Below are 18,486 nucleotides of genomic sequence, written 5' to 3'. Positions count from 1 at the left end.
TCTTTTTCAATTGGATTTATTAATTTAATGGCTTATACGGCGTCATCGTAAACAGTGAAGCTATCGATAAGCGCGCCTGTTTCGTCATAATATTCAAAGATAGTCAGCCAGTCTTCAGTATCGCCTGTATCATCAAGCTGGCGCGCGTAGGCCCAACTTTCAAAATCTTCAAGGTCATAGATGTAAGTTTCGCGCAGGCCGTCATCAAAGAGCGTCGTTGAGGTCTCAATTTGGTTGCCGTTATCACTGCGGTAGACCTCGATTTCCGCCCAATCAAAGGCATTGTTAAGGTCAAGCGAAAGGGTGTAATTCGACCAACCCTCGTTATTGTCCAAATCATATGTCGTGGTCCGTTCAACACCATCATCAAAGACATAAACTCGCTCGCTGACGGCGTTGCCGATTTTATCAGTGGTAACTGTGAACCAACCGAGTATATCCGCTGTGTCTTCAACAACTGTACGCGTATCCCAGTCCTCATTGCCGTCAACGTCATAGCTTGTGGTGACCAAACGGCCGTCATCAAACAGTGTTTCACGTTGTGTAAACTGACCTGCGGAGTTCTGATATTGCGTATAGGTCTGGTAACCAAGCAGATTACCATTGTCTTGGGTTACAGAGCGTATGGCCCAATCGTATTCATTTAAAACGTCATAGGTCAGGGTTAGGACATTACTATCATCGTAAGTATATTCGCGTTCCATAACCATGTTGCCAAGTTTACGTGTCGCATATTCTGTCCAAGTTTCAGTATTATCATCGTCAATGAGTGTGAGCTCAGTATCCCACGCCTCGCTATTTGTAACGTCATACCGGGTTGTACGGGTGAGCCCCACATCATAATCAAACGAAATCAAAGACGTCTGCCCGTTAATTTTTTCGACTGTAATGCTTGTCCAACTTTGAACGCTCGTCGTGTCCTGAACTGTAATCCGTTCATCCCACGTCTCTAAACCGTCAACGTCATAGTTGTTGGTGACAAGACGGCCGTCATCAAACAATGTTTCACGCTGTATGAATTGACCTGCTGAGTTCTGATATTGGGTGTATGTCTGGTAACCGAACAGATTACCATTGTCTTGAGTTACAGAGCGTGTCGCCCAATCATATTCATTTAAAACGTCATAGGTCAGGGTCAGGACATTGCCATTATCGTAGGTATATTCGCGTTCCATAACCATGTTGCCAAGTTTACGTGTGGTGAACTCTGTCCAAGTCTCAGTATTATCATCATCAATGAGTATGAGCTCAGTCTCCCACGCCTCACTATTTGTAACGTCATAACGGGTTGTGCGGGTGAGCCCCACATCATAGTCAAAAGAGATCAAAGAGGTCTGCCCGTTTATTTTTTCGACTGTAATGCTTGTCCAACTTTGAACACTCGTCGTGTCTTGCACGGTAATTCGTTCATCCCATGTTTCGAGCCCGCCAAGGTCATAGTTATTTGTGACCAGACGGCCGTCATCAAACAATGAAACGCGCTGCGTAAACTGCCCCGCTTCGTTTTGGTAAGCCGTCTGTGTTTGATAGTTTTGCGTGTCATCTGTATCGACAGTGACCGTGCGCGTGGCCCAGTCAAAGGCGTCATCAAGGTCATTTGTTGTGGACACAACAACACCATTATCATTCGCGGTTTCACGTTCGCTAATTTCGTCTCCGACATAAGATACGCTTTTCGAGGCCCAGCTTTGTGTGCCTGCAATATCAAATTCCGTTTGAGTCAATGTCTGGCCGACGGTGGCAACAGCCATCAAAATATCGCCAGCTGAGTTTGTAACCTCGGCGTTCTCAAACCCTTGTCCGACAATATCAAGACCGCTGGCGTCCTCTGTCACGAGGTAGAGCATATCAACGCCGTCGCCGCCAAATATCTGGCTAAAGTCATCTTCTGCGTCGGCATAGATTATATCATCGCCGTCACCGCCGTCCATGGCATCATTACCCGTGCCGCCAATTAGCGTGTCATTACCCGCACCGCCCATAAGTGAGTCATCGCCAGCGTTACCCGTTAATTCATTATTCGCATCATTGCCTAAAATCGTATCTTCACCGCCGCCGCCAATGGCGTTTTCAATGACAACACCGCGCGCGATAGAAAAATTATAAGTCAGGTAACCAAAGCTGGAAAACGCCTCTTCGCGTAGGTCAATGTCAGATTCAACATCAAAGCCGGATACATCCAACGTATCAATCCCACCTGTATCCCAAACGGCAGCAATGATGCTGTCCAGATTATCAGACAGCGTCCATCCGCTATCACCGGTATTGGAATTAAAGCCGTAAACCGTATCACCCGAATAGGCCGTTGTGTTTTCACCGTAAAGACGGTGCAAAGCCGCAATATCATGCAGCAAGAAATTCGTCGCATAGCCGCCGACATAATTCCACTGACCGTCTTGCCACACCCATTCCGCGTGATCGGCACCTGTATTAGACGCGCTCCAATAGCTCATGACGCTATATTGGCGGCTATCCTCAAAGTACTCAGCGTCATCGACGTAGTTTGATCCAGAGCCGTTATAATCGCCAGGGTGGGAGAGGCCGAGCGCGTGACCAATCTCGTGGATTGTGACAGACATGCCGTAATCGTCATCATCAACATAACCCGCGGTCTCGCCAATGGTCACCGTTGAGTTTGTCGCGGTCCAAATAGTTTCGTTGCTTGTGCGTGTGCGTCCCGTGCTGGCCCAACCGCCACCGTAATTCAGGAATGATTGGATTTGCAGATCAGCGTCATCAGAGAACGCCGCTTCGCCGCTTGTGCCTGTGCCAAGGCGTACAAAGGACACATCTGCGACATTTTCAAAATAATTAATAGCGCGAAAAACGAAGTTCATCATATCGGGGTCGACACGGCCATAATCTTGCGGATTTTCAGCTGTATCTTCGGCAAAGAAGCTGCGGAATGACCATTCAATAATGCCAGCGGTGCCGATTTCGCGGTCGCCGACTAAGTCGTCCCATTTGAAATTCGCACGTCCAATTTGGACAGCGGCTTCGTCGTAGTCAAAACTGGGCTTATCAAGCCCGTTATGGGCTTCTTCGATGTCGACGGGCATGATGAAACCCCCATCCGAGTCGGGCGACTGGTCACAATCACAACAGGCGCAGCTATCCGTATGATAGACTAAGAAATCATCTAAGACCGAGACATTGGTCGCGATGTCCGTGTCAAAATTTGCATTGTCAAAAAACTGGCGCATGTCATCATCCCTAATCGCAACAGACCCTTCGCGCTAAGCTTAACATATTAATTGGGGCTTAACGAGGAGGAATCTTGGACGAGTCTGGAGCGCGCTGACACAACAGATTAGTGCCAGGGTTAACGCCGTTTCAATAAATGACTAATCTAGCGTATCAATTTTTAGCGTATTGGTCGTGCCCGCCACACCAAAGGGGATACCCGCTGTTATCATGATTTTATCGCCGCTTTTGGCCTCAATATGATCGCGCGCTACTTTGCGGGCGGTCTCTACCATGCCGTCAAACCCTTGCGGGTCATCGGTCACAACGGGAGTTACGCCCCATGATAGGGCCAGACGGCTGGCGGTGCGGGCCATTGGAGTGATACCTACAATATGGCACGGCGGACGTTCGCGTGAAATACGCTGCACAGTTGATCCTGTTGCAGTAAAGCCGAGAACCGCTTTACAGTTTAAAATCTCGGAAATGCCGCGCACGCTATGGCCAATGGCGTCCTCGACACGGGTATCGTGGGGTAGGGGACGGGACTTGAAATAATCCCAAAACTCTGGATCTCCTTCGGCGGCGCGAATGATGCGGTCCATAATCGCCACCGCTGTTGCGGGGTGACGGCCGACTGCTGTCTCGGCTGATAACATCACCGCATCTGCGCCTTGATAAATAGCGGTGGCCACGTCCGAGGCCTCGGCACGGGTCGGGGTCGGGGCGTCAATCATGCTCTCCAGCATGTGGGTGGCGACAATTACGGGTTTACCCAATGCGCGCGCTTTGCGAATTATCTGGCGCTGCACAACGGGGACGCGCTCCAGCGGTAATTCAACACCCAAATCACCCCGCGCGACCATGGCCGCATCGGCAAGCTCTAAAATATCGTCCAATTGGTCCACAGCGGAAGGCTTTTCAATTTTGACAATAATGCCAGCTTTGTTGCCAACAACTTTGCGCGCATCAATCACGTCTTGGGCAGTTTGCACAAATGACAAGGCGATGAAATCAACGTCTTGTGACAGGGCAAAGACCATATCTTTTTGATCTTTGGGCGTCATAGCGGACAGCGGCAAGGTCGCGCCGATGACGTTAATACCTTTTTTGTTTTTTAAAACACCGGGCACATCAATACGTGCGCGCATGGTTTTTCCATTGTTTTCTGTGATGGTCGCCATTAATTTGCCGTCATCAAATTTAAGTTGATGTCCTGGCTCCATGGCTCTGAACAATTCGGGATGATTAATCGGAATGACATCGGCCTCAGTCGTGTCTTTGGCAAGAACCAGGGTCATCTCTGTGCCGTAGCGCAGTTCAATCTGTCCGCTGGGAAATTCGCCAACCCGCAGCTTTGGACCTTGCATATCGGCGACGATTGTAATCGGACGGCCCGTATCCGCTTGCACTTTCCTGATAAATTCAACAGAGCGCGCATGGTCATCATGACTACCGTGGGAGAAGTTAAGGCGAAAGGCATCAACACCAACATCGCTAAGCAAGCGAAGTGTGTCTGGCGCGCTACTCGCGGGACCGACTGTTGCTAAAATCTTTGCAAAACGTCCACGCATGGCACTCTCCTAAATAATCCGTATTGTGACAGCGTAAGACATAAACGCAGAATCATTTGATTGCATTAAGTTTTACAGTCATATTAAGCGCAATCAGGGGTTTTCATATGATATCATCAATTTTTCGTATGTGTGCCAGCGTGATCATCGCGTTTTTTTGGCTGGTTCAACCAGCGCTAGGCCAAGATGAAGCCGCTCCAGAGCCCGCTAAAGTCTATGTTGGGGCTTATGTGAATGATATTCACGAGGTAAATTTGAAATCAAACTCTTATCCTGGCGATATTTATATCTGGTTTCGATGGGCGGATCCTGACATCTCGCCCGTGGATACATTTGAATTTATGAACTTGCACGACCCTGAGGCGCATGTTGAGGATGTTGGTTACGACGAGCCAGAGGTGATGGATGTAGACGGGAGTTTTTATAATTATATCCGTCACCAAGGGGCCTTTGCCGCCAAAATGCCTTTGGCAAAATACCCATTTGACAAACAGGTTTTGAAATTCATCATTGAAGACGCTGAATATGGTTCCGAAGTTGTTAAATTTGTCGCCGATACCGAAAAAGTGACAATCAATAATGAACTGACCTTGCCAGGCTATAAAATTGGGGAACCCCGTTTGGTCGTAAAAGCCAAACCCTACCCGACGACTTTCGGTGATTTAAACAATCCTGAAACAGGGTCTTATTCGCGCGTGATCGTAGAGGTCCCCATATCGCGACCTTGGCAATTTGGCGTTCTAAAGCTTATTCTGCCGGTCTTGATTATTTTGACATGCTCGGGCCTGTCGCTTTTGATTGATCCAACCCATACTGAAGGACGCATTGGCCTTGTGATCACCGCACTACTAACGTTGGTTGCAATGCAAATCACGACAGCGGGAACCTTGCCTGAAGTCAGCTATCTGATGCTGCTAGATATGGTCTATATTATTTCTTACGCCTATATTTTGTTTATCCTTGCCCAAGTGGTGCGTGGGTCTTGGCAAGATAGCGAAGAAGAAATCGCCATGGCAGTCAAATCTGACAAACGTAGCCTCACCATAGTCACGAGCCTGTTCTTTATCGGGCTGGCCGTCTTACTAATATGGGGCTTAGCAAGCTAAACCCCATAGGCACGTCAAATCGCAAATGCTGCCTAGCAACGAGAGGCAGGCAGGCGCAGGCTGTCACCGATTTTAATATTAAAATCAGATCCTAAGCCGTTCATCTGTTTAATGTCATCAATCGATGTGCAAAGCTTGCGCGATAATGAGTAAACCGTATCCCCTTCCATCACTTGATGCTGACCCCCTAATGTGGTGCTTATGGAATAGGGCGCAGTGGTGCTAGAGCTAACATCTACCATTTGCGGGGCGGGGACAGCGGCGGATGCTGTGTCAGGCACATAGGCGTTAATATCATCCAAGGTGTCGTTTTGCGCATTCAACATGGCTTGATAACCAGGCGTGCCGTAGCCTTGTGTAATCTCTGCTGGCATAGCCGCATCAGTAGGCGCTGCGGGGCTTACCGTTTGTGTGTTCGCGAAAACCACCTCACCTTGTGCGGGATTATAGACGGCGTTGTTACTTGGATAGTAAGCTTGGCTAACCACGGGCGTTTGCGCCGCAATTGGGACTTGTACGGGATCGCAATTAATTGACTTATCACCAATACCGTATCCCGCTGCACCGCCCAAGGCCGCTCCTGCGACAGCGCCCTTTGTGCCGCCAATGACTTTCTTGCCTAATACCGCTCCGACTGTGCCGCCAAGCGCCCCACCGATCAACTGACGATTTGTTTCCTTTGACAAGCAGCGGTGGTCAAGCTGTGTATAGCTCGCGGGTTGCGCACCGTTATAGCGGGCTGTGTTATAACCCGCGGAGTTCTGAGTCTGTGTGTTTTGCGTGACCGTTTGATAGGACGCGTTTTGCGTGGCGCCCGTTATGGCTGGGACTGTTTGGACATAGGTTACGGGCTGCGTTGTTACCGTTGTAACTGTGTTGGACGCGTTTTGCGTTGGTGTCGCGTAAGGCGAGGCGCCTTTGAACTTTGTGCTATATTGGTAATTCGGGTTTTCTTGTGCCGTTGCGCAGGCCGCTAAAATGGCTGTGCTAGCAAGGGCAATCACGATTAGACGATTAGACATGGCTGTCTCCTTAAAAATACGTCCTCATTGTGAATAAATATGGCTAATATTCTCTTAATAGTCCCGCTTATCCGCCGTCAGTCGCACGATGCGCCTTGAGGCCTCCACAACGGCACACTATATGCAATGAAACGAAAAAGCGGAGGACTGCATATGACCATCACCACGAAACCTGTTGAGTATAAAGACGGCAAAACGACCTGTATTGGCTATCTGGCGTGGGATGAAAGCTTTGGCGATCCAAAGCCCTGCGTTTTGATAAACCACGCCTGGGGTGGTCGTGATGGTTTTGCCGAAGATAAAGCCATTCAAATGGCAGCCCTTGGTTATGTCGGTTTTGCGCTGGATAACTACGGTGACGGCGCGCTGCCAGAATCCGTTGATGATAAAATGGCGCTGATGGGTCCCCTCAAAGAGGACCGCACTAAACTGCTTAAACGCCTGAAAGCGGGTTATAAAGCCGCCGCTGCGCTCGATATGGTTGATGAGACCCATATGGCAGCCATGGGCTTTTGCTTTGGTGGGCTTTGCACGCTGGATATGGCGCGCGCGGGCATTGATCTCAAAGCGGCTGTGTCCTTCCACGGATTGTTGGATGCTCCAGATGGTCACAAGCCAAAGAAAATAAAATCTAAAGTTCTTATAGCGCACGGCTGGGATGACCCCATGGTGCCGCCTGCGCAAGTCGTAGCTGTCGGTGAAGAACTGGCTAAGTCAAAATGTGATTGGCAGCTTCACGCTTACGGCCAAACGAGCCACGCCTTTATGGTGCCAGAAGCCAATAACAAGTCGTTGGGTCTACAGTTTAATGCAGATAGCGAACGGCGCGCATGGACGGCCACGCTAGAGCTTCTAAACGAAGTTTTTGGGATGCACGGCGTCAACGTTTAAAGTAAATAGGGGTTAAACGAAGCGCACAGTAATGCGCTCTAGCCCCTCAACACCGCCGGACAGTTCATCCCCAATGGCCACGGGGCCGACGCCTTCGGGCGTGCCCGTATAAATCAAATCACCCGCCTGTAGGTCCATATCTTCGCGCAGGCGGGAGACAATCTCTGACACGGACCATATCATCTTGGACAGGCTGGATGATTGAACAATATCGCCGTTCTTACGCAGGACAATATGGGCATTGGATAAGTCAACGTCTTTGGCCAGTGTTAACGCCGAACACGGGGCAGAGCGGTGAAAGTTCTTTGCCCGTGCCCATGGCCCGCCTGTTTTCTTGGCGCCCGCTTGTAAATCGCGCCGCGTTAAATCAATGCCGACCCCATATCCGAAAATACCGTCTGGGCCCATTGCGGCCACCAATTCGACTTCGTAATGCACATCGGCTGTATTGGGGGGATAGGGTATATCCGCGCCGCTATGGACAATGGTTTCGGCCGCTTTTGTGAAAAACACAGGCTCGGACCGGTTAACGTCACCGCCCATTTCTTTGACATGGTCGGCGTAATTACGGCCAATACAGTAAATGCGTCGCACGGGAAAGCGCTGCTCGCTTCCTGCGATTGGTAAGCAGACGGGATCGGCGGGGCGAAAGGCATAGTTGCTATTTTTGCTCATTGATGACCCCACATAGATTGTCATGACCGATTAATGCGCCTACCATACCCTAAAACCAAGCGGAGTTCCAATGCGCGTTGTCGATATCCCGATAGAAAAAATCTACGTCCCTGCAGGCAAGAAGAAAACGTTGGATGAAGACAAAATCCTACCACTGGCCGAAGACATCTTAGAAAATGGTCTGCAATCTCCGCTTTATGTGCGCCAAGGGGACGGCCGATATGTGCTTCAAGAGGGATTGCACCGTCTTGAGGCGCTACGGCTTCTTGGCCAAGACCTGATAGAATGCCATATTGTCCAAGCGCGTAAAAAATAACTCTCTCAAAGGGTCTCTCCATGACGGTTTTAAGAACACCCGATACACAGTTTGAGAACCTGCCCGATTATTCTTTCACGCAGCATTACACCGTCATCAATGACAGCGCGCTCGGTGATATGCGCTTGCACTATGTTGATGAGGGCCCACGTAATGGTCGCATTGTGATAATGATGCACGGCGAGCCCAGTTGGTCCTATCTTTACCGTAAAATGATTACCCAAGTTGCGAATGCAGGTTGCCGCGTTCTTGCGCCAGACCTGATTGGGTTTGGCCGTTCTGATAAACCCAGCGCGCAATCAGATTATAGCTATTCGGGCCATGTCGATTGGATGAGCCAGTGGCTAGAGGCAGTAGATACGCGCGATGCCGTGCTGTTTTGTCAAGACTGGGGCGGCTTGATTGGATTGCGTCTTGTCGCGAAATATCCAGAGCGTTTCGCAGGTGTGATAGCAGCCAACACGTTTTTGCCGACAGGACAGGGCAGCATGCCCGATGCCTTTATGCAGTGGCGAGAGTTTGCCAAAGTCATTCCAGAATTTCCTGTCGGGGGCGTTATTCGCGGCGCGACCGTCAATGATTTAGGGCCTGGCGAAGAGGCCGCCTATAATGCGCCATATCCTGATGAGAGCTATAAGGCGGGGGCGCGAATTTTCCCTGCCCTTGTTCCCATATCACCCGATATGGACGGTGTGGACGATAATCTAAACGCGTGGGATGTTTTATCGCGATTTGATAAGCCGTTCTTAACGGCCTTTTCAGATCAAGACCCAATCACAGCGGGCCTTGATAAGCATTTTCATAGCCGCGTACCTGGATGCAAGGGACAACCGCACCAAATCGTCAAAGGAGGCGGGCATTTCCTGCAAGAAGATGTCCCTGACGCGTTATCGCAAATCATTTTGGAATTTTGCGAAAGACTTTAGTTCACTTCATCGGCTTGAATGGCTTTTTGGCGGTCAATCCAGATGTCGGATAATAAACGCGGGCGTCCATCTGCTTGGATAATCATAACGTGGTCACGCGTTAATTGACGCGGATGGTCAACGCCGCAACTATGGGCGATCATCTCGACCTCACTACGGATGGCTTTGGCATAAGACATGACACGCACAGCTTTATTGGTGGGATCTAATCCCCGCTGCAAGCGTTTGTCATGGGTCGTAATGCCTGTGGGGCAAGTGTTTTTGTTACATTTTAATGCCTGAATACAACCCAGCGCGAACATGAAACCGCGCCCGGCGTTGACAAAATCAGCACCGGCACAAAATGCCCAAGCAATATCGCTTGGTGTTGCCAACTTGCCCGCGACAATAAGTTTGATGCGGTCGCGCAAACCATATTCGCGCAGTAAATCATCCATAAGCGGTAGGCTCTCTTGAATGGTCAAACCCATGCTATCCATAAGCGGCAGCGGCGCTGCGCCCGTACCGCCGTCGCCGCCGTCAATCGTCATAAAGTCTGGCGCAGCGTCAAGCCCACGCGCTCTGATCGCTTTGAGTAATTGCTCGATAGGAACAAAACTACCGACGACAAATTTAATGCCTACGGGTCGTCCAGAGGCCTCTTTTGTTTTAGCGATTAAGTCGAGCAACTCTTCGGGCGTTCCGGCATCGACATGGCGATTAGGCGAAATAGCCGCTTCGCCTTTGGTGATGCCGCGAATTTCTGCGATCTCTGCCGTAACTTTCTCGGCGGGTAAGATACCACCTTTTCCTGGTTTAGCCCCTTGTGAGAGTTTTAACTCAATCATCTTAACACGTGGGTTTTCGCAAATCTTCGCGAGCTTTTCGACGTTCAATGTTGAGTCTTCGTTCCGTGCGCCAAATTTCCCGGTGCCCAGTTGAAAGACAATATCGCAGCCCCCTTCTAGGTGGTGCGGCGACAACCCACCTTCGCCAGTGTTGAGCCAGCATCCCGCCATTTGCGCCCCGTGAGACAAAGCTTGAATGGCGGGTTTTGACAGTGACCCGTAACTCATGGCCGAAATATTAAAAAAGCTATTGGGCTCATAGGGGTGCTGGGCGTCGGGGCCGATGATAACGGGAGTAATCGAGCTGTGCTGTCCTTCTAGTTTTGGAAACATACCATTGGCAAATAACGTCGCGCCCGGTGCCATGACTTTCGTGGAGCCAAAGGCAACGGTTTCTTTGCCTTCATCAGCAATGTGATTGATATAATCACGCTGCGCGCGGTTAAAAGGCATTTCCTCGCGGTCCATCGCAAAGAAATATTGGCGGAAAAACTCACCCAATGTAGAGAATAATTTACGAAATCGCCCGATAACGGGGTAATTGCGGCGCACCGTGTCCTTGGTTTGGCGCACATCGATAATAAACGTTATAATGACAACGGCGACGATAATACCCAGCACAAAAAGAAATAATGAGCCCAATATATTCAGCCCACGAATAGCGGTGCCCGTTAGCATCTCCATCATGCCGCCATCGGCCATAACTGTGTAAGTGAATTGGCTTTTTATCATCGTAATCCCCAAAATTATACAGTTGGATTATGACCCTATGATGGGCATATGCCAAGGGCTGAACGGGTAAAGTTGGAAACCTTGCAAATCAACGCAAACGTCTACAATGTGGGTCATGAACAGAAGAGGACAGTAAGACGACCATGGGATTATTTTTCAAAATCATAGGCGCGATTTTCTTGTTGTTTCTCGCCCTTGTGGTTGGCGGATATTTTGCCTCTCCTACACTAACCGTAGAGCGCGAGATTTATATTGATGCGCCAGCTGAGGATATTTTTCCTTATTTAAATGATTTGGAATTATTTGCGCAGTGGTCACCTTGGACGGCGGGACGGCCTGACGCCTCTTATGTTTACGGCGAAGCGATCGACGGTGTCGGGGCATCGGTGATGTGGCGCAGTTCTGATGCGGATGACGCCGCGATAAGTTCGCAGGAGATTATTTCCAGCCAAGCCCCTGAATTTGTGCAGTCCGCACTCTTGTTAAATGCAGAGCCAGCCTCGGTCACCTATGCGTTGCTCCCTGATGAGTCAGGTCGCCGTGTAGGGGTTTTTATCCAATTTGAAAAAGACGTCGGCGGCTTTCCCTATATGCAACGCTTGTTAAAGGGTGGGGATGAAACCGCATTGGGTCGCGATTTTGATGCGGCGCTCTTGCGGCTAAAAACGATTGTTGAGGCAGGATAGGCTGTTTACGGCGTGTTGTCCTCGTCATCATCAGGCGGGGGCAGTTTAAACAAATCATCCACGCTACGCTCTGGCGGCGGGGTGAATATATCGCGCAAACGTCCACCACTGTTGCTGCCATCACCGAGGTTTGTCCCTAAAAACGTACGGCCAAAATCAGCATCATCCAGCACCGTTGACGATGGCCCGCCGTTATTCACGCTTGTGTCTCCAATGGCGGCTTGCCACGGATTACGACCGCCGCCAACGGCGGGGTTGTCATAAGTGCCTGCGCGCGCCGATGTTGCCGCCCCGCCGGGTATGCCCGCGTTACTATGGGGGCCAAAGTTTTCAAATCCCGCCGCGTTACGGCCTTTATATTTGGCGGTATATTCGGGGCAGTCCAAATGGGTGCGATCAGATTCGCGGCAGCGTATATCTTTGATAATGCCGCCGTAGCCTTCGCCGGGTGTCCCAATGCCTGTACTGCCAGGGGCCAGTTGCCAGCCACCAGATCCCGCGCGCGCAGGCGCCGTTGGGCGCTGTGTTCCGCCGCCCGGCGCGCCGCCGCCTCCCAGCGATATAGCGCCACCGCTCGGCCCGCTGGGCGCAAGGGGACGTCCGTCACCACCGCGCTGGGGCACACGGGGATTAAACAAAAAATCATTAGGTGCGGCTTGTTCCTGCGGCACAGCGCGTTCTGTTTCTTCGGCTGTTGACGGCGCGTCGGGCGAGGCGAGGACCGTTGGCGCGGTCGTTATAATCGGACGCTCATCCTCTGGAATAATTTCTTCTTCTGGCTCTGTGGGGATAATTGGCGCTGTGTCTAGCACCACGGGAGTCTCTGGTTCTGGTGTGGGCAGGATGGGTGCTGTCTCAAGCAGTGTTTCCTCAATTGGTTCAATGACAGGGCCGGGGGCAGGCGGTGTCTCTTGCGGCTCTGGGTTTAACAACGGTGCTGTTTCCAAAATCTCGCTTGGGTCTGGAAGTTCAATAGGCTCAACAAGCGATTCCAAGATCTCAGGTTCAGGCTCGACGATAGGCTCCGGCAAAGGCTCTATTTGCGGCTCTGGCTCAAAAATCTCAATAATCGGTTCAGGCTCTATGACCGGCTCTGGCTCAATGACAGGGTCTGGAAGCGGTTCAAAAATTTCAATGATCGGCTCAGGCTCAATAATAGGCTCTGGGATAGGTTCAATAATCGGTTCAGGCTCGACAATAGGTTCGGGCAAAACCTCGGGCTCGGCTATGGTGTTCTCAGAGGCTTCAGACGCTTCGCTGGTCAGAATATCGGGTGGAGGCGGCGTGACAACCGGCTCTGGGTCTGGTTCAGGCTCGACGATAGGCTCTGGCTCTGGTTGGGGGGTAGGGGTTGGCGGCGGCGGTGTTGGTTTGGGCTTCGGCTTGACGCGCGGCGGCGCAGCTGGCGCAGGCACAGCGGGGCTGATGTCAATCACCTCTGGTGTCGGTTCAGGCTCTGGCGGGAACAACTCTTCAAAGGCGATAATCTGAACGGGTACGGGATCAGGTTCAAGATCATCCTTTAAATCCGGGACAATGAAGTTGCTTTGCAGCATGAAAAATAGGCCGACATGAACAGCAAAGACAAAGGCAGTGATGGTCGTGCCGCGCTGGGCGATATCATCATAAAAATCGGCCCATGGATCTGGGTCAAGATAAGGCGAAAACCTGTCATATACGTAACGTGGAAGGGACAAGCGTTCGGGCTCTTTTCGCAAATCGGTTGGCAGACGATGTCAGACTAGGGGCAATTGCTGTGCTCGCCAATTAAATTTCCGACAGGCACTGATAATTCTACGCGTTAGACCTCTGGCGGTGGAGTGGCTTCTGCCCGTAATTTGCGAGCATAAAGAATGAAACCCACCCCGAGAAGTGTCAAAAGGCCACCCAAAATAAAAGGCGGTGTTATCGGTTCGCGCAGTAATATGGCGCTGCTTAAGACGGCAACCACCGTGGTCATCAACCCTGATGAGGATACGATATAAATCGGCAAGCGCTGTAACAGCCAATAATATGACCCATGCGCCATGATAGAGACCGCGACGGTTGAATACGCGAGCGCTGCTAGAAACGGCCCGCGGTTCTCTGGTGAAAAGGCACGCAGTTGATTATCCTCTAGCGCAAATGACAATGGCCATAGGACAACGGAACCGACTACGGCGAACCAAGCCAAAAGCTCTAGCGGTTTTATGCCCGTGACTTTCTTGACCATCAGCGCACCAACTGCCTCGCTCATGGCGGCGCAAGCCATAAGCCCAATACCGAGCAGATATTGCGGCCCCGCGCTTTCGTCTGGTTTGGCCATAGCGATAATCGCAACGCCAGCAATCGCCAAAACAATGCCAATAAATCGCCGTAAACCAATGCGCTCGCCGAGGAAAATTATGCCTAAAATTATCGCAAAGGGTACGTATAATTCTATCGTTAAAGCGGCCGCAGACGCGGTTGTCATGCCAAGGGCGGGAAACATAAAGGCGTAGCTCAGCGCGCCGTAGCCAAGACCCGCAATCAAGATACGCCCCATATAGCCTGTGTGCCATTTCAAAAAGGGCAAGACGCAAATCAGAACACAGCTCATGCGAAGGGCGGCGTAGAACAAAGGCTCTGTTGCGCCGCCAATGGTAACTTTCATCACCACAAAATGCAGACCCCAGATTGTGCATACCATCAGCAGCACAAAAAATTCACGCATCGACATAGGAAACCTTGCAATGATTGTCCTTTGTGGACAGGCTGTTTTGTGATTACTATAGCGGCAAAGGGGCAATAGCCATGAATAATTCGACCCGTATTTCTGATAGCCTGTCACGCGTTGCGCCGTCTGCGACCATGGCTGTGACGCAAGCTGCGAGAGACCTGCGCGCGGCTGGTGTTGATGTCATTGGGCTCGGCGCGGGCGAGCCTGATTTTGACACGCCAGATCATATCAAAGCTGCCGCGATAAAGGCCATTAAAGACGGCGAGACGAATTACACCAATGTCGACGGCATCATGCCCTTAAAAGAGGCGATATGCGCCAAGTTCAAACGCGATAATCATCTGGATTATACGCCCGAGCAAATCAGCGTCGCCCCGGGCGGTAAGCCGATTATTTACAATGCCTTTGTTGCGACCCTCAACACGGATGACGAAGTGATCGTTCCTGCACCGTGTTGGGTATCCTATCCTGAAATGGTGCGCCTTGCGGGCGGTACGCCTGTCACAGTGCCGTGTGATGCTTCGTCCCGGTTCAAGCTGACCCCGGCGCAATTATCGGAGGCGATAACGCCCAAAACGAAATGGGTTATTCTTAATTCACCGTCCAATCCAACGGGTTCATGTTACACGGCGGATGAGTTGACGGCGTTGGGTGATGTGCTGCGTGCTCATCCGCATGTGATGGTTTTGACCGATGATATGTATGAGCATCTGGTTTATGACGACTTTGAATTTGCGACAATTGCGCAGGTCTGCCCAACCCTTATCCACCGCACGCTGACGATGAACGGTGTGTCAAAGGCCTATGCCATGACGGGGTGGCGTATTGGCTATGCGGGCGGGCCAGAATGGTTGATTAAAGCTATGGCCAAAGTCATGAGCCAGTCTACGTCAAATCCGTGTTCAATAAGCCAGTGGGCGGCGGTAGCGGCGCTAAACGGCTCACATGATTTCTTGGGGCCGTGGAAAGACGCCTATGTGAAACGCCGTAATTTTGTCGTGACGGCGCTCAATGCGATGCCTGGCCTGTCATGCCAAACACCAGAAGGCGCATTTTATGTCTATCCAGATTGCGCGGGTATGATTGGCAAAACAACACCAGAGGGAGCCGTGTTGGAGACTGATATTGATGTCGCAACGGCGCTGCTGAATGAGGCGCATGTCGCGGTTGTGCCGGGTACAGCCTTTCACAGCGCGCCAAATTTGCGCTTGTCATATGCCACGGATTTAGAGACCTTAAAGACCGCCTGCGCGCGAATAAAAGACTTTGCGGAGTCTTTGATTTAACAATCGATTAGGCGACTTGGGCATTACTCTTGGCGGGCTCGCCTTGGGTGGCTAGCGTGTAATGATGCTCTAGTTTTTCAATCAGCTGTGATTGTTGCACGGGCTTTGTTAGGTAATCATCCATACCTGCATCAAGGCATTTCTCGCGGTCATGTTTTAGTGCGTGACCTGTGAGCGCGATAATCGGCGTCGCGCTGCGGGTCTTATCCTCAATAAACTGCCTGATTAAATGGGTTGCTTCATAGCCGTCCATGACGGGCATGGACACATCCATCACAACAAGCGGAAAGCGGTCAGGGTTTTGTGTAAACATTTTTACGCACACTTCCCCGTTTTCGGCGAAGACAGGCTCAAAACAACTATCTGCTAGCATCAGGCGAACGACATCGCGGTTCAGGGCAAAATCTTCAGCGACCAACACTTCGATTTTCTTAATCGGCGCCGACGGAGTCGGTATATCCGCTTTTTTAAGCTGCGGTTCAGGCGCGCGCGTGTCTAACGTCTCTAGTTTTTCATGCACATTCACAGCGGGTAAAGAGGGGAACCGTTCTGCATCGGTCGAAAGCACTTTGACGATGTTTTGAAACAAAGCGCGTTCTTTCACCGGTTTTAGTAAATATTGCCGTACCCCAATGTTGTTCATTTCCTGTGTCGAAATAGATTGATCTGATGAGGATAGAATAATGACAGGGGGATTATTTAACGTGTCTGTTGCCGCGATTATCGCCGCCACTTCTCTGCCGTTCATGGCGGGCATAAAATAATCCAGTAAAATCAAATCGAATGGCGTTTTCGTTGCGGCAGCATCGCGAAGCGCGACCAAGGCCTCGACCCCGTCACGGACGGTGGTAGGTACCATGTTCCACCCAGCGACTTGCTGTGATAGGATTTGGCGGTTTACGGCGATGTCATCAACAATAAGAACGCGTTTGCCTGCAACGACATCCGTCTCATACACAACGGCATCGCGTGAAATATCCTCTTCCAAAGGCACACCAAAAGCAAATGTCGAGCCTTCGCCAAAGGTGGAGTGAACCTGCATTCGCCCTCCCATTAACTCGACGATTTTCTTTGAAATGCTGAGGCCCAGACCTGTGCCGCCGTAAGTGCGTGTTGTGCTGCCGTCAGCTTGGGTGAATTTTTTTAACACCGCATCCATTTTGTCTTTTTCAATGCCAATACCTGTATCTTTAACAGAGACACTGACAAGGCTATTTTGGCCCTTACGTTGGGTCACGCCGACACGTAGGACAATATGGCCGTTTTCGGTAAATTTAATCGCATTCCCGATAAGATTGGTGATAACTTGGCGCAGGCGTCCTGCGTCCCCGATGAAAGCGCGCGGCAGTGACGGGGCGTAATCAATCACTAATTCCAAACCCTTGCTTTGGGCTTTGGGCAGCAGTAACGACATGACGTCATTAATCGTCTCAGATAGGTTAAATGAAATAGGGTCCAGGTCGAGCGCGCCCGCCTCAATTTTAGAAAAGTCCAAAATGTCGTTGATGATATCGAGCAGCGCTGTCGCGCTATTATTGATGATTTTGACAAATTCCTGCTGCTGTTCATTAATGTCGCTATTGGCGAGCAATTCGGCCATGCCCAAAACACCATTCATCGGTGTGCGGATTTCATGACTCATATTTGCTAGGAACTCTGATTTTGCATGGGATGCCGCCACAGCTTCGTCTTTTGCGCGTTCCAATTCTTCAGCGCGTTTTAATTCATAGGTAACGTCCTTGACGAAAGCCCGCATTGTAACAGGTTTACCGTCTGCGTCGCGAATGACCTGACCTGTTGTACGGTTCCAGCGCTCGTTACCATTAAATGTATTGGTTCGGCAGGTATGTTTGAACATATCATTGGTTTTGGATATGTTTTTAAGGGCATCACGAAAAACGCCGCGGTCATCTGGATGTACGATTGATAAAATACCGTGTTTTTCGATATTCTCTAAATCTTCTTCGCTAAAATAATATTTTAACGTTTCACTAAGCGTATATTTTTTGGTTTTGAAATCATATGTCCAATAACCCGCTTTGCCCAGGCGTAGGGACTGCTCTAAAATCTCGTCTTTTTCGACCAGCCGTGTCACGTCATAACTCATAGACACAATATGGCCCGATGGCAGCGTCTTACGTTTTAATTCAGACCGCATACCATTGGCCAAACGCATAACATCCCGGTTGGGGTTGGTGTAACCTTCGCGGCGTTGGTCATCCGCGCTGAGGTGCGCACTGGCCAATATTTCGGGCGTTAAAAGCCCGTGTTCGATCATAAGGGTGTGGCAATCCTCTAGGCTATCGCCAACTTTCAAAGAATTCATGGGAAGGCCAAGTTGTTTAAACATGCCTTTGCCAAGATATTGATAGCGCAAATCTTTGTCTAAAATAGCAATACCAAGGTCGAGCGCATCATCAATCATGCGCAAAAACTCTATATCCTCACCTTCGGCAAGGCGCGTTGGTTCGATGGCTGGTAAGCTCTGCGCGCTAGTCTCTGACAATGGTCAACCCAATTTTATTGTTATTTTCAACCACGATAGACCGAGACGCGTTAATAAA

General features: G+C 50.5%; 14 protein-coding genes. 6 read left to right on the top strand and 8 right to left on the bottom strand.

Annotation, left to right across the window (positions count from 1 at the left end):
* Positions 1-32 precede the first annotated feature (32 nt).
* Positions 33-3,203 (bottom strand): M10 family metallopeptidase C-terminal domain-containing protein, encoded by a 3,171-nt coding sequence (locus tag AB6B37_RS10635; protein ID WP_371395766.1) that lies wholly within the window; start codon positions 3,201-3,203, stop codon positions 33-35.
* A gap of 141 nt (positions 3,204-3,344) precedes the next feature.
* Entirely contained in the window at positions 3,345-4,757 is a 1,413-nt protein-coding gene (gene pyk, locus AB6B37_RS10630; protein ID WP_371395765.1) for a pyruvate kinase, read from the bottom strand.
* A gap of 107 nt (positions 4,758-4,864) precedes the next feature.
* Between pyk and AB6B37_RS10625 the strand changes: the two genes are divergently transcribed.
* Positions 4,865-5,863 carry a hypothetical protein gene (locus AB6B37_RS10625; RefSeq protein WP_371395764.1) on the top strand — a complete coding sequence of 333 codons (999 nt, stop codon included), beginning with the start codon at positions 4,865-4,867 and terminating at the stop codon, positions 5,861-5,863.
* 32 nt (positions 5,864-5,895) lie between these two features.
* On the opposite strand, the gene AB6B37_RS10620 is transcribed toward AB6B37_RS10625, so the two are convergent.
* Complete coding sequence (locus AB6B37_RS10620) at positions 5,896-6,885, bottom strand: LysM peptidoglycan-binding domain-containing protein (RefSeq protein WP_371395763.1); 990 nt, start codon at positions 6,883-6,885, stop codon at positions 5,896-5,898.
* Positions 6,886-7,038: 153 nt separating this feature from the next.
* Between AB6B37_RS10620 and AB6B37_RS10615 the strand changes: the two genes are divergently transcribed.
* Positions 7,039-7,776 carry a dienelactone hydrolase family protein gene (locus AB6B37_RS10615; RefSeq protein WP_371395762.1) on the top strand — a complete coding sequence of 246 codons (738 nt, stop codon included), beginning with the start codon at positions 7,039-7,041 and terminating at the stop codon, positions 7,774-7,776.
* A 12-nt stretch (positions 7,777-7,788) separates the two neighbouring features.
* Here AB6B37_RS10615 and AB6B37_RS10610 read toward each other — a convergent pair whose 3' ends face one another.
* Positions 7,789-8,451 (bottom strand): fumarylacetoacetate hydrolase family protein, encoded by a 663-nt coding sequence (locus AB6B37_RS10610; protein ID WP_371395761.1) that lies wholly within the window; start codon positions 8,449-8,451, stop codon positions 7,789-7,791.
* 70 nt (positions 8,452-8,521) lie between these two features.
* Between AB6B37_RS10610 and AB6B37_RS10605 the strand changes: the two genes are divergently transcribed.
* Complete coding sequence (locus AB6B37_RS10605) at positions 8,522-8,767, top strand: ParB N-terminal domain-containing protein (RefSeq protein ID WP_371395760.1); 246 nt, start codon at positions 8,522-8,524, stop codon at positions 8,765-8,767.
* A 20-nt stretch (positions 8,768-8,787) separates the two neighbouring features.
* Positions 8,788-9,693, top strand: a complete 906-nt coding sequence (locus tag AB6B37_RS10600; protein ID WP_371395759.1) for a haloalkane dehalogenase — start codon at positions 8,788-8,790, stop codon at positions 9,691-9,693.
* On the opposite strand, the gene AB6B37_RS10595 is transcribed toward AB6B37_RS10600, so the two are convergent.
* Positions 9,690-11,204 (bottom strand): FMN-binding glutamate synthase family protein, encoded by a 1,515-nt coding sequence (locus AB6B37_RS10595; protein ID WP_371398444.1) that lies wholly within the window; start codon positions 11,202-11,204, stop codon positions 9,690-9,692. The genes AB6B37_RS10600 and AB6B37_RS10595 overlap by 4 nt on opposite strands.
* A gap of 191 nt (positions 11,205-11,395) precedes the next feature.
* Between AB6B37_RS10595 and AB6B37_RS10590 the strand changes: the two genes are divergently transcribed.
* The gene (locus AB6B37_RS10590) at positions 11,396-11,938 is read left to right on the top strand and encodes an SRPBCC family protein (RefSeq protein ID WP_371395758.1); all 543 of its coding nucleotides are present in this window, start codon (positions 11,396-11,398) and stop codon (positions 11,936-11,938) included.
* Positions 11,939-11,943: 5 nt separating this feature from the next.
* Here the strand turns inward: AB6B37_RS10590 and AB6B37_RS10585 are convergent, their stop codons facing one another.
* Positions 11,944-13,635, bottom strand: coding sequence for a hypothetical protein (locus tag AB6B37_RS10585; RefSeq protein ID WP_371395757.1), 1,692 nt, complete (start codon positions 13,633-13,635; stop codon positions 11,944-11,946).
* Positions 13,636-13,739: 104 nt separating this feature from the next.
* A complete protein-coding gene (locus AB6B37_RS10580; RefSeq protein ID WP_371395756.1) occupies positions 13,740-14,636 on the bottom strand; it encodes a DMT family transporter in 897 nt (298 codons plus the stop codon).
* Between the two features lie 74 nt (positions 14,637-14,710).
* Here AB6B37_RS10580 and AB6B37_RS10575 point away from each other — a divergent pair, with 74 nt between their 5' ends.
* Complete coding sequence (locus tag AB6B37_RS10575) at positions 14,711-15,922, top strand: pyridoxal phosphate-dependent aminotransferase (RefSeq protein ID WP_371395754.1); 1,212 nt, start codon at positions 14,711-14,713, stop codon at positions 15,920-15,922.
* Positions 15,923-15,929: 7 nt separating this feature from the next.
* Here the strand turns inward: AB6B37_RS10575 and AB6B37_RS10570 are convergent, their stop codons facing one another.
* Complete coding sequence (locus AB6B37_RS10570) at positions 15,930-18,428, bottom strand: response regulator (protein ID WP_371395753.1); 2,499 nt, start codon at positions 18,426-18,428, stop codon at positions 15,930-15,932.
* Between the last annotated feature and the right edge of the window lie 58 nt (positions 18,429-18,486).

This window comes from Fretibacter rubidus, from assembly GCF_041429785.1.
Classification (GTDB): domain Bacteria; phylum Pseudomonadota; class Alphaproteobacteria; order Caulobacterales; family Maricaulaceae; genus Fretibacter; species Fretibacter rubidus.
This window is presented reverse-complemented; position numbering and strand designations above follow the sequence as displayed.

Coding starts and splice junctions, on each gene's coding strand:
- AB6B37_RS10610 (WP_371395761.1), bottom strand. CDS start 8,451: ATGAGCAAAAATAGCAACTATGCCTTTCGCCCCGCCGATCCCGTCTGC.
- AB6B37_RS10625 (WP_371395764.1), top strand. CDS start 4,865: ATGATATCATCAATTTTTCGTATGTGTGCCAGCGTGATCATCGCGTTT.
- AB6B37_RS10600 (WP_371395759.1), top strand. CDS start 8,788: ATGACGGTTTTAAGAACACCCGATACACAGTTTGAGAACCTGCCCGAT.
- pyk (WP_371395765.1), bottom strand. CDS start 4,757: ATGCGTGGACGTTTTGCAAAGATTTTAGCAACAGTCGGTCCCGCGAGT.
- AB6B37_RS10595 (WP_371398444.1), bottom strand. CDS start 11,204: ATGGAGATGCTAACGGGCACCGCTATTCGTGGGCTGAATATATTGGGC.
- AB6B37_RS10605 (WP_371395760.1), top strand. CDS start 8,522: ATGCGCGTTGTCGATATCCCGATAGAAAAAATCTACGTCCCTGCAGGC.
- AB6B37_RS10615 (WP_371395762.1), top strand. CDS start 7,039: ATGACCATCACCACGAAACCTGTTGAGTATAAAGACGGCAAAACGACC.
- AB6B37_RS10575 (WP_371395754.1), top strand. CDS start 14,711: ATGAATAATTCGACCCGTATTTCTGATAGCCTGTCACGCGTTGCGCCG.
- AB6B37_RS10620 (WP_371395763.1), bottom strand. CDS start 6,885: ATGTCTAATCGTCTAATCGTGATTGCCCTTGCTAGCACAGCCATTTTA.
- AB6B37_RS10580 (WP_371395756.1), bottom strand. CDS start 14,636: ATGTCGATGCGTGAATTTTTTGTGCTGCTGATGGTATGCACAATCTGG.
- AB6B37_RS10635 (WP_371395766.1), bottom strand. CDS start 3,203: ATGCGCCAGTTTTTTGACAATGCAAATTTTGACACGGACATCGCGACC.
- AB6B37_RS10590 (WP_371395758.1), top strand. CDS start 11,396: ATGGGATTATTTTTCAAAATCATAGGCGCGATTTTCTTGTTGTTTCTC.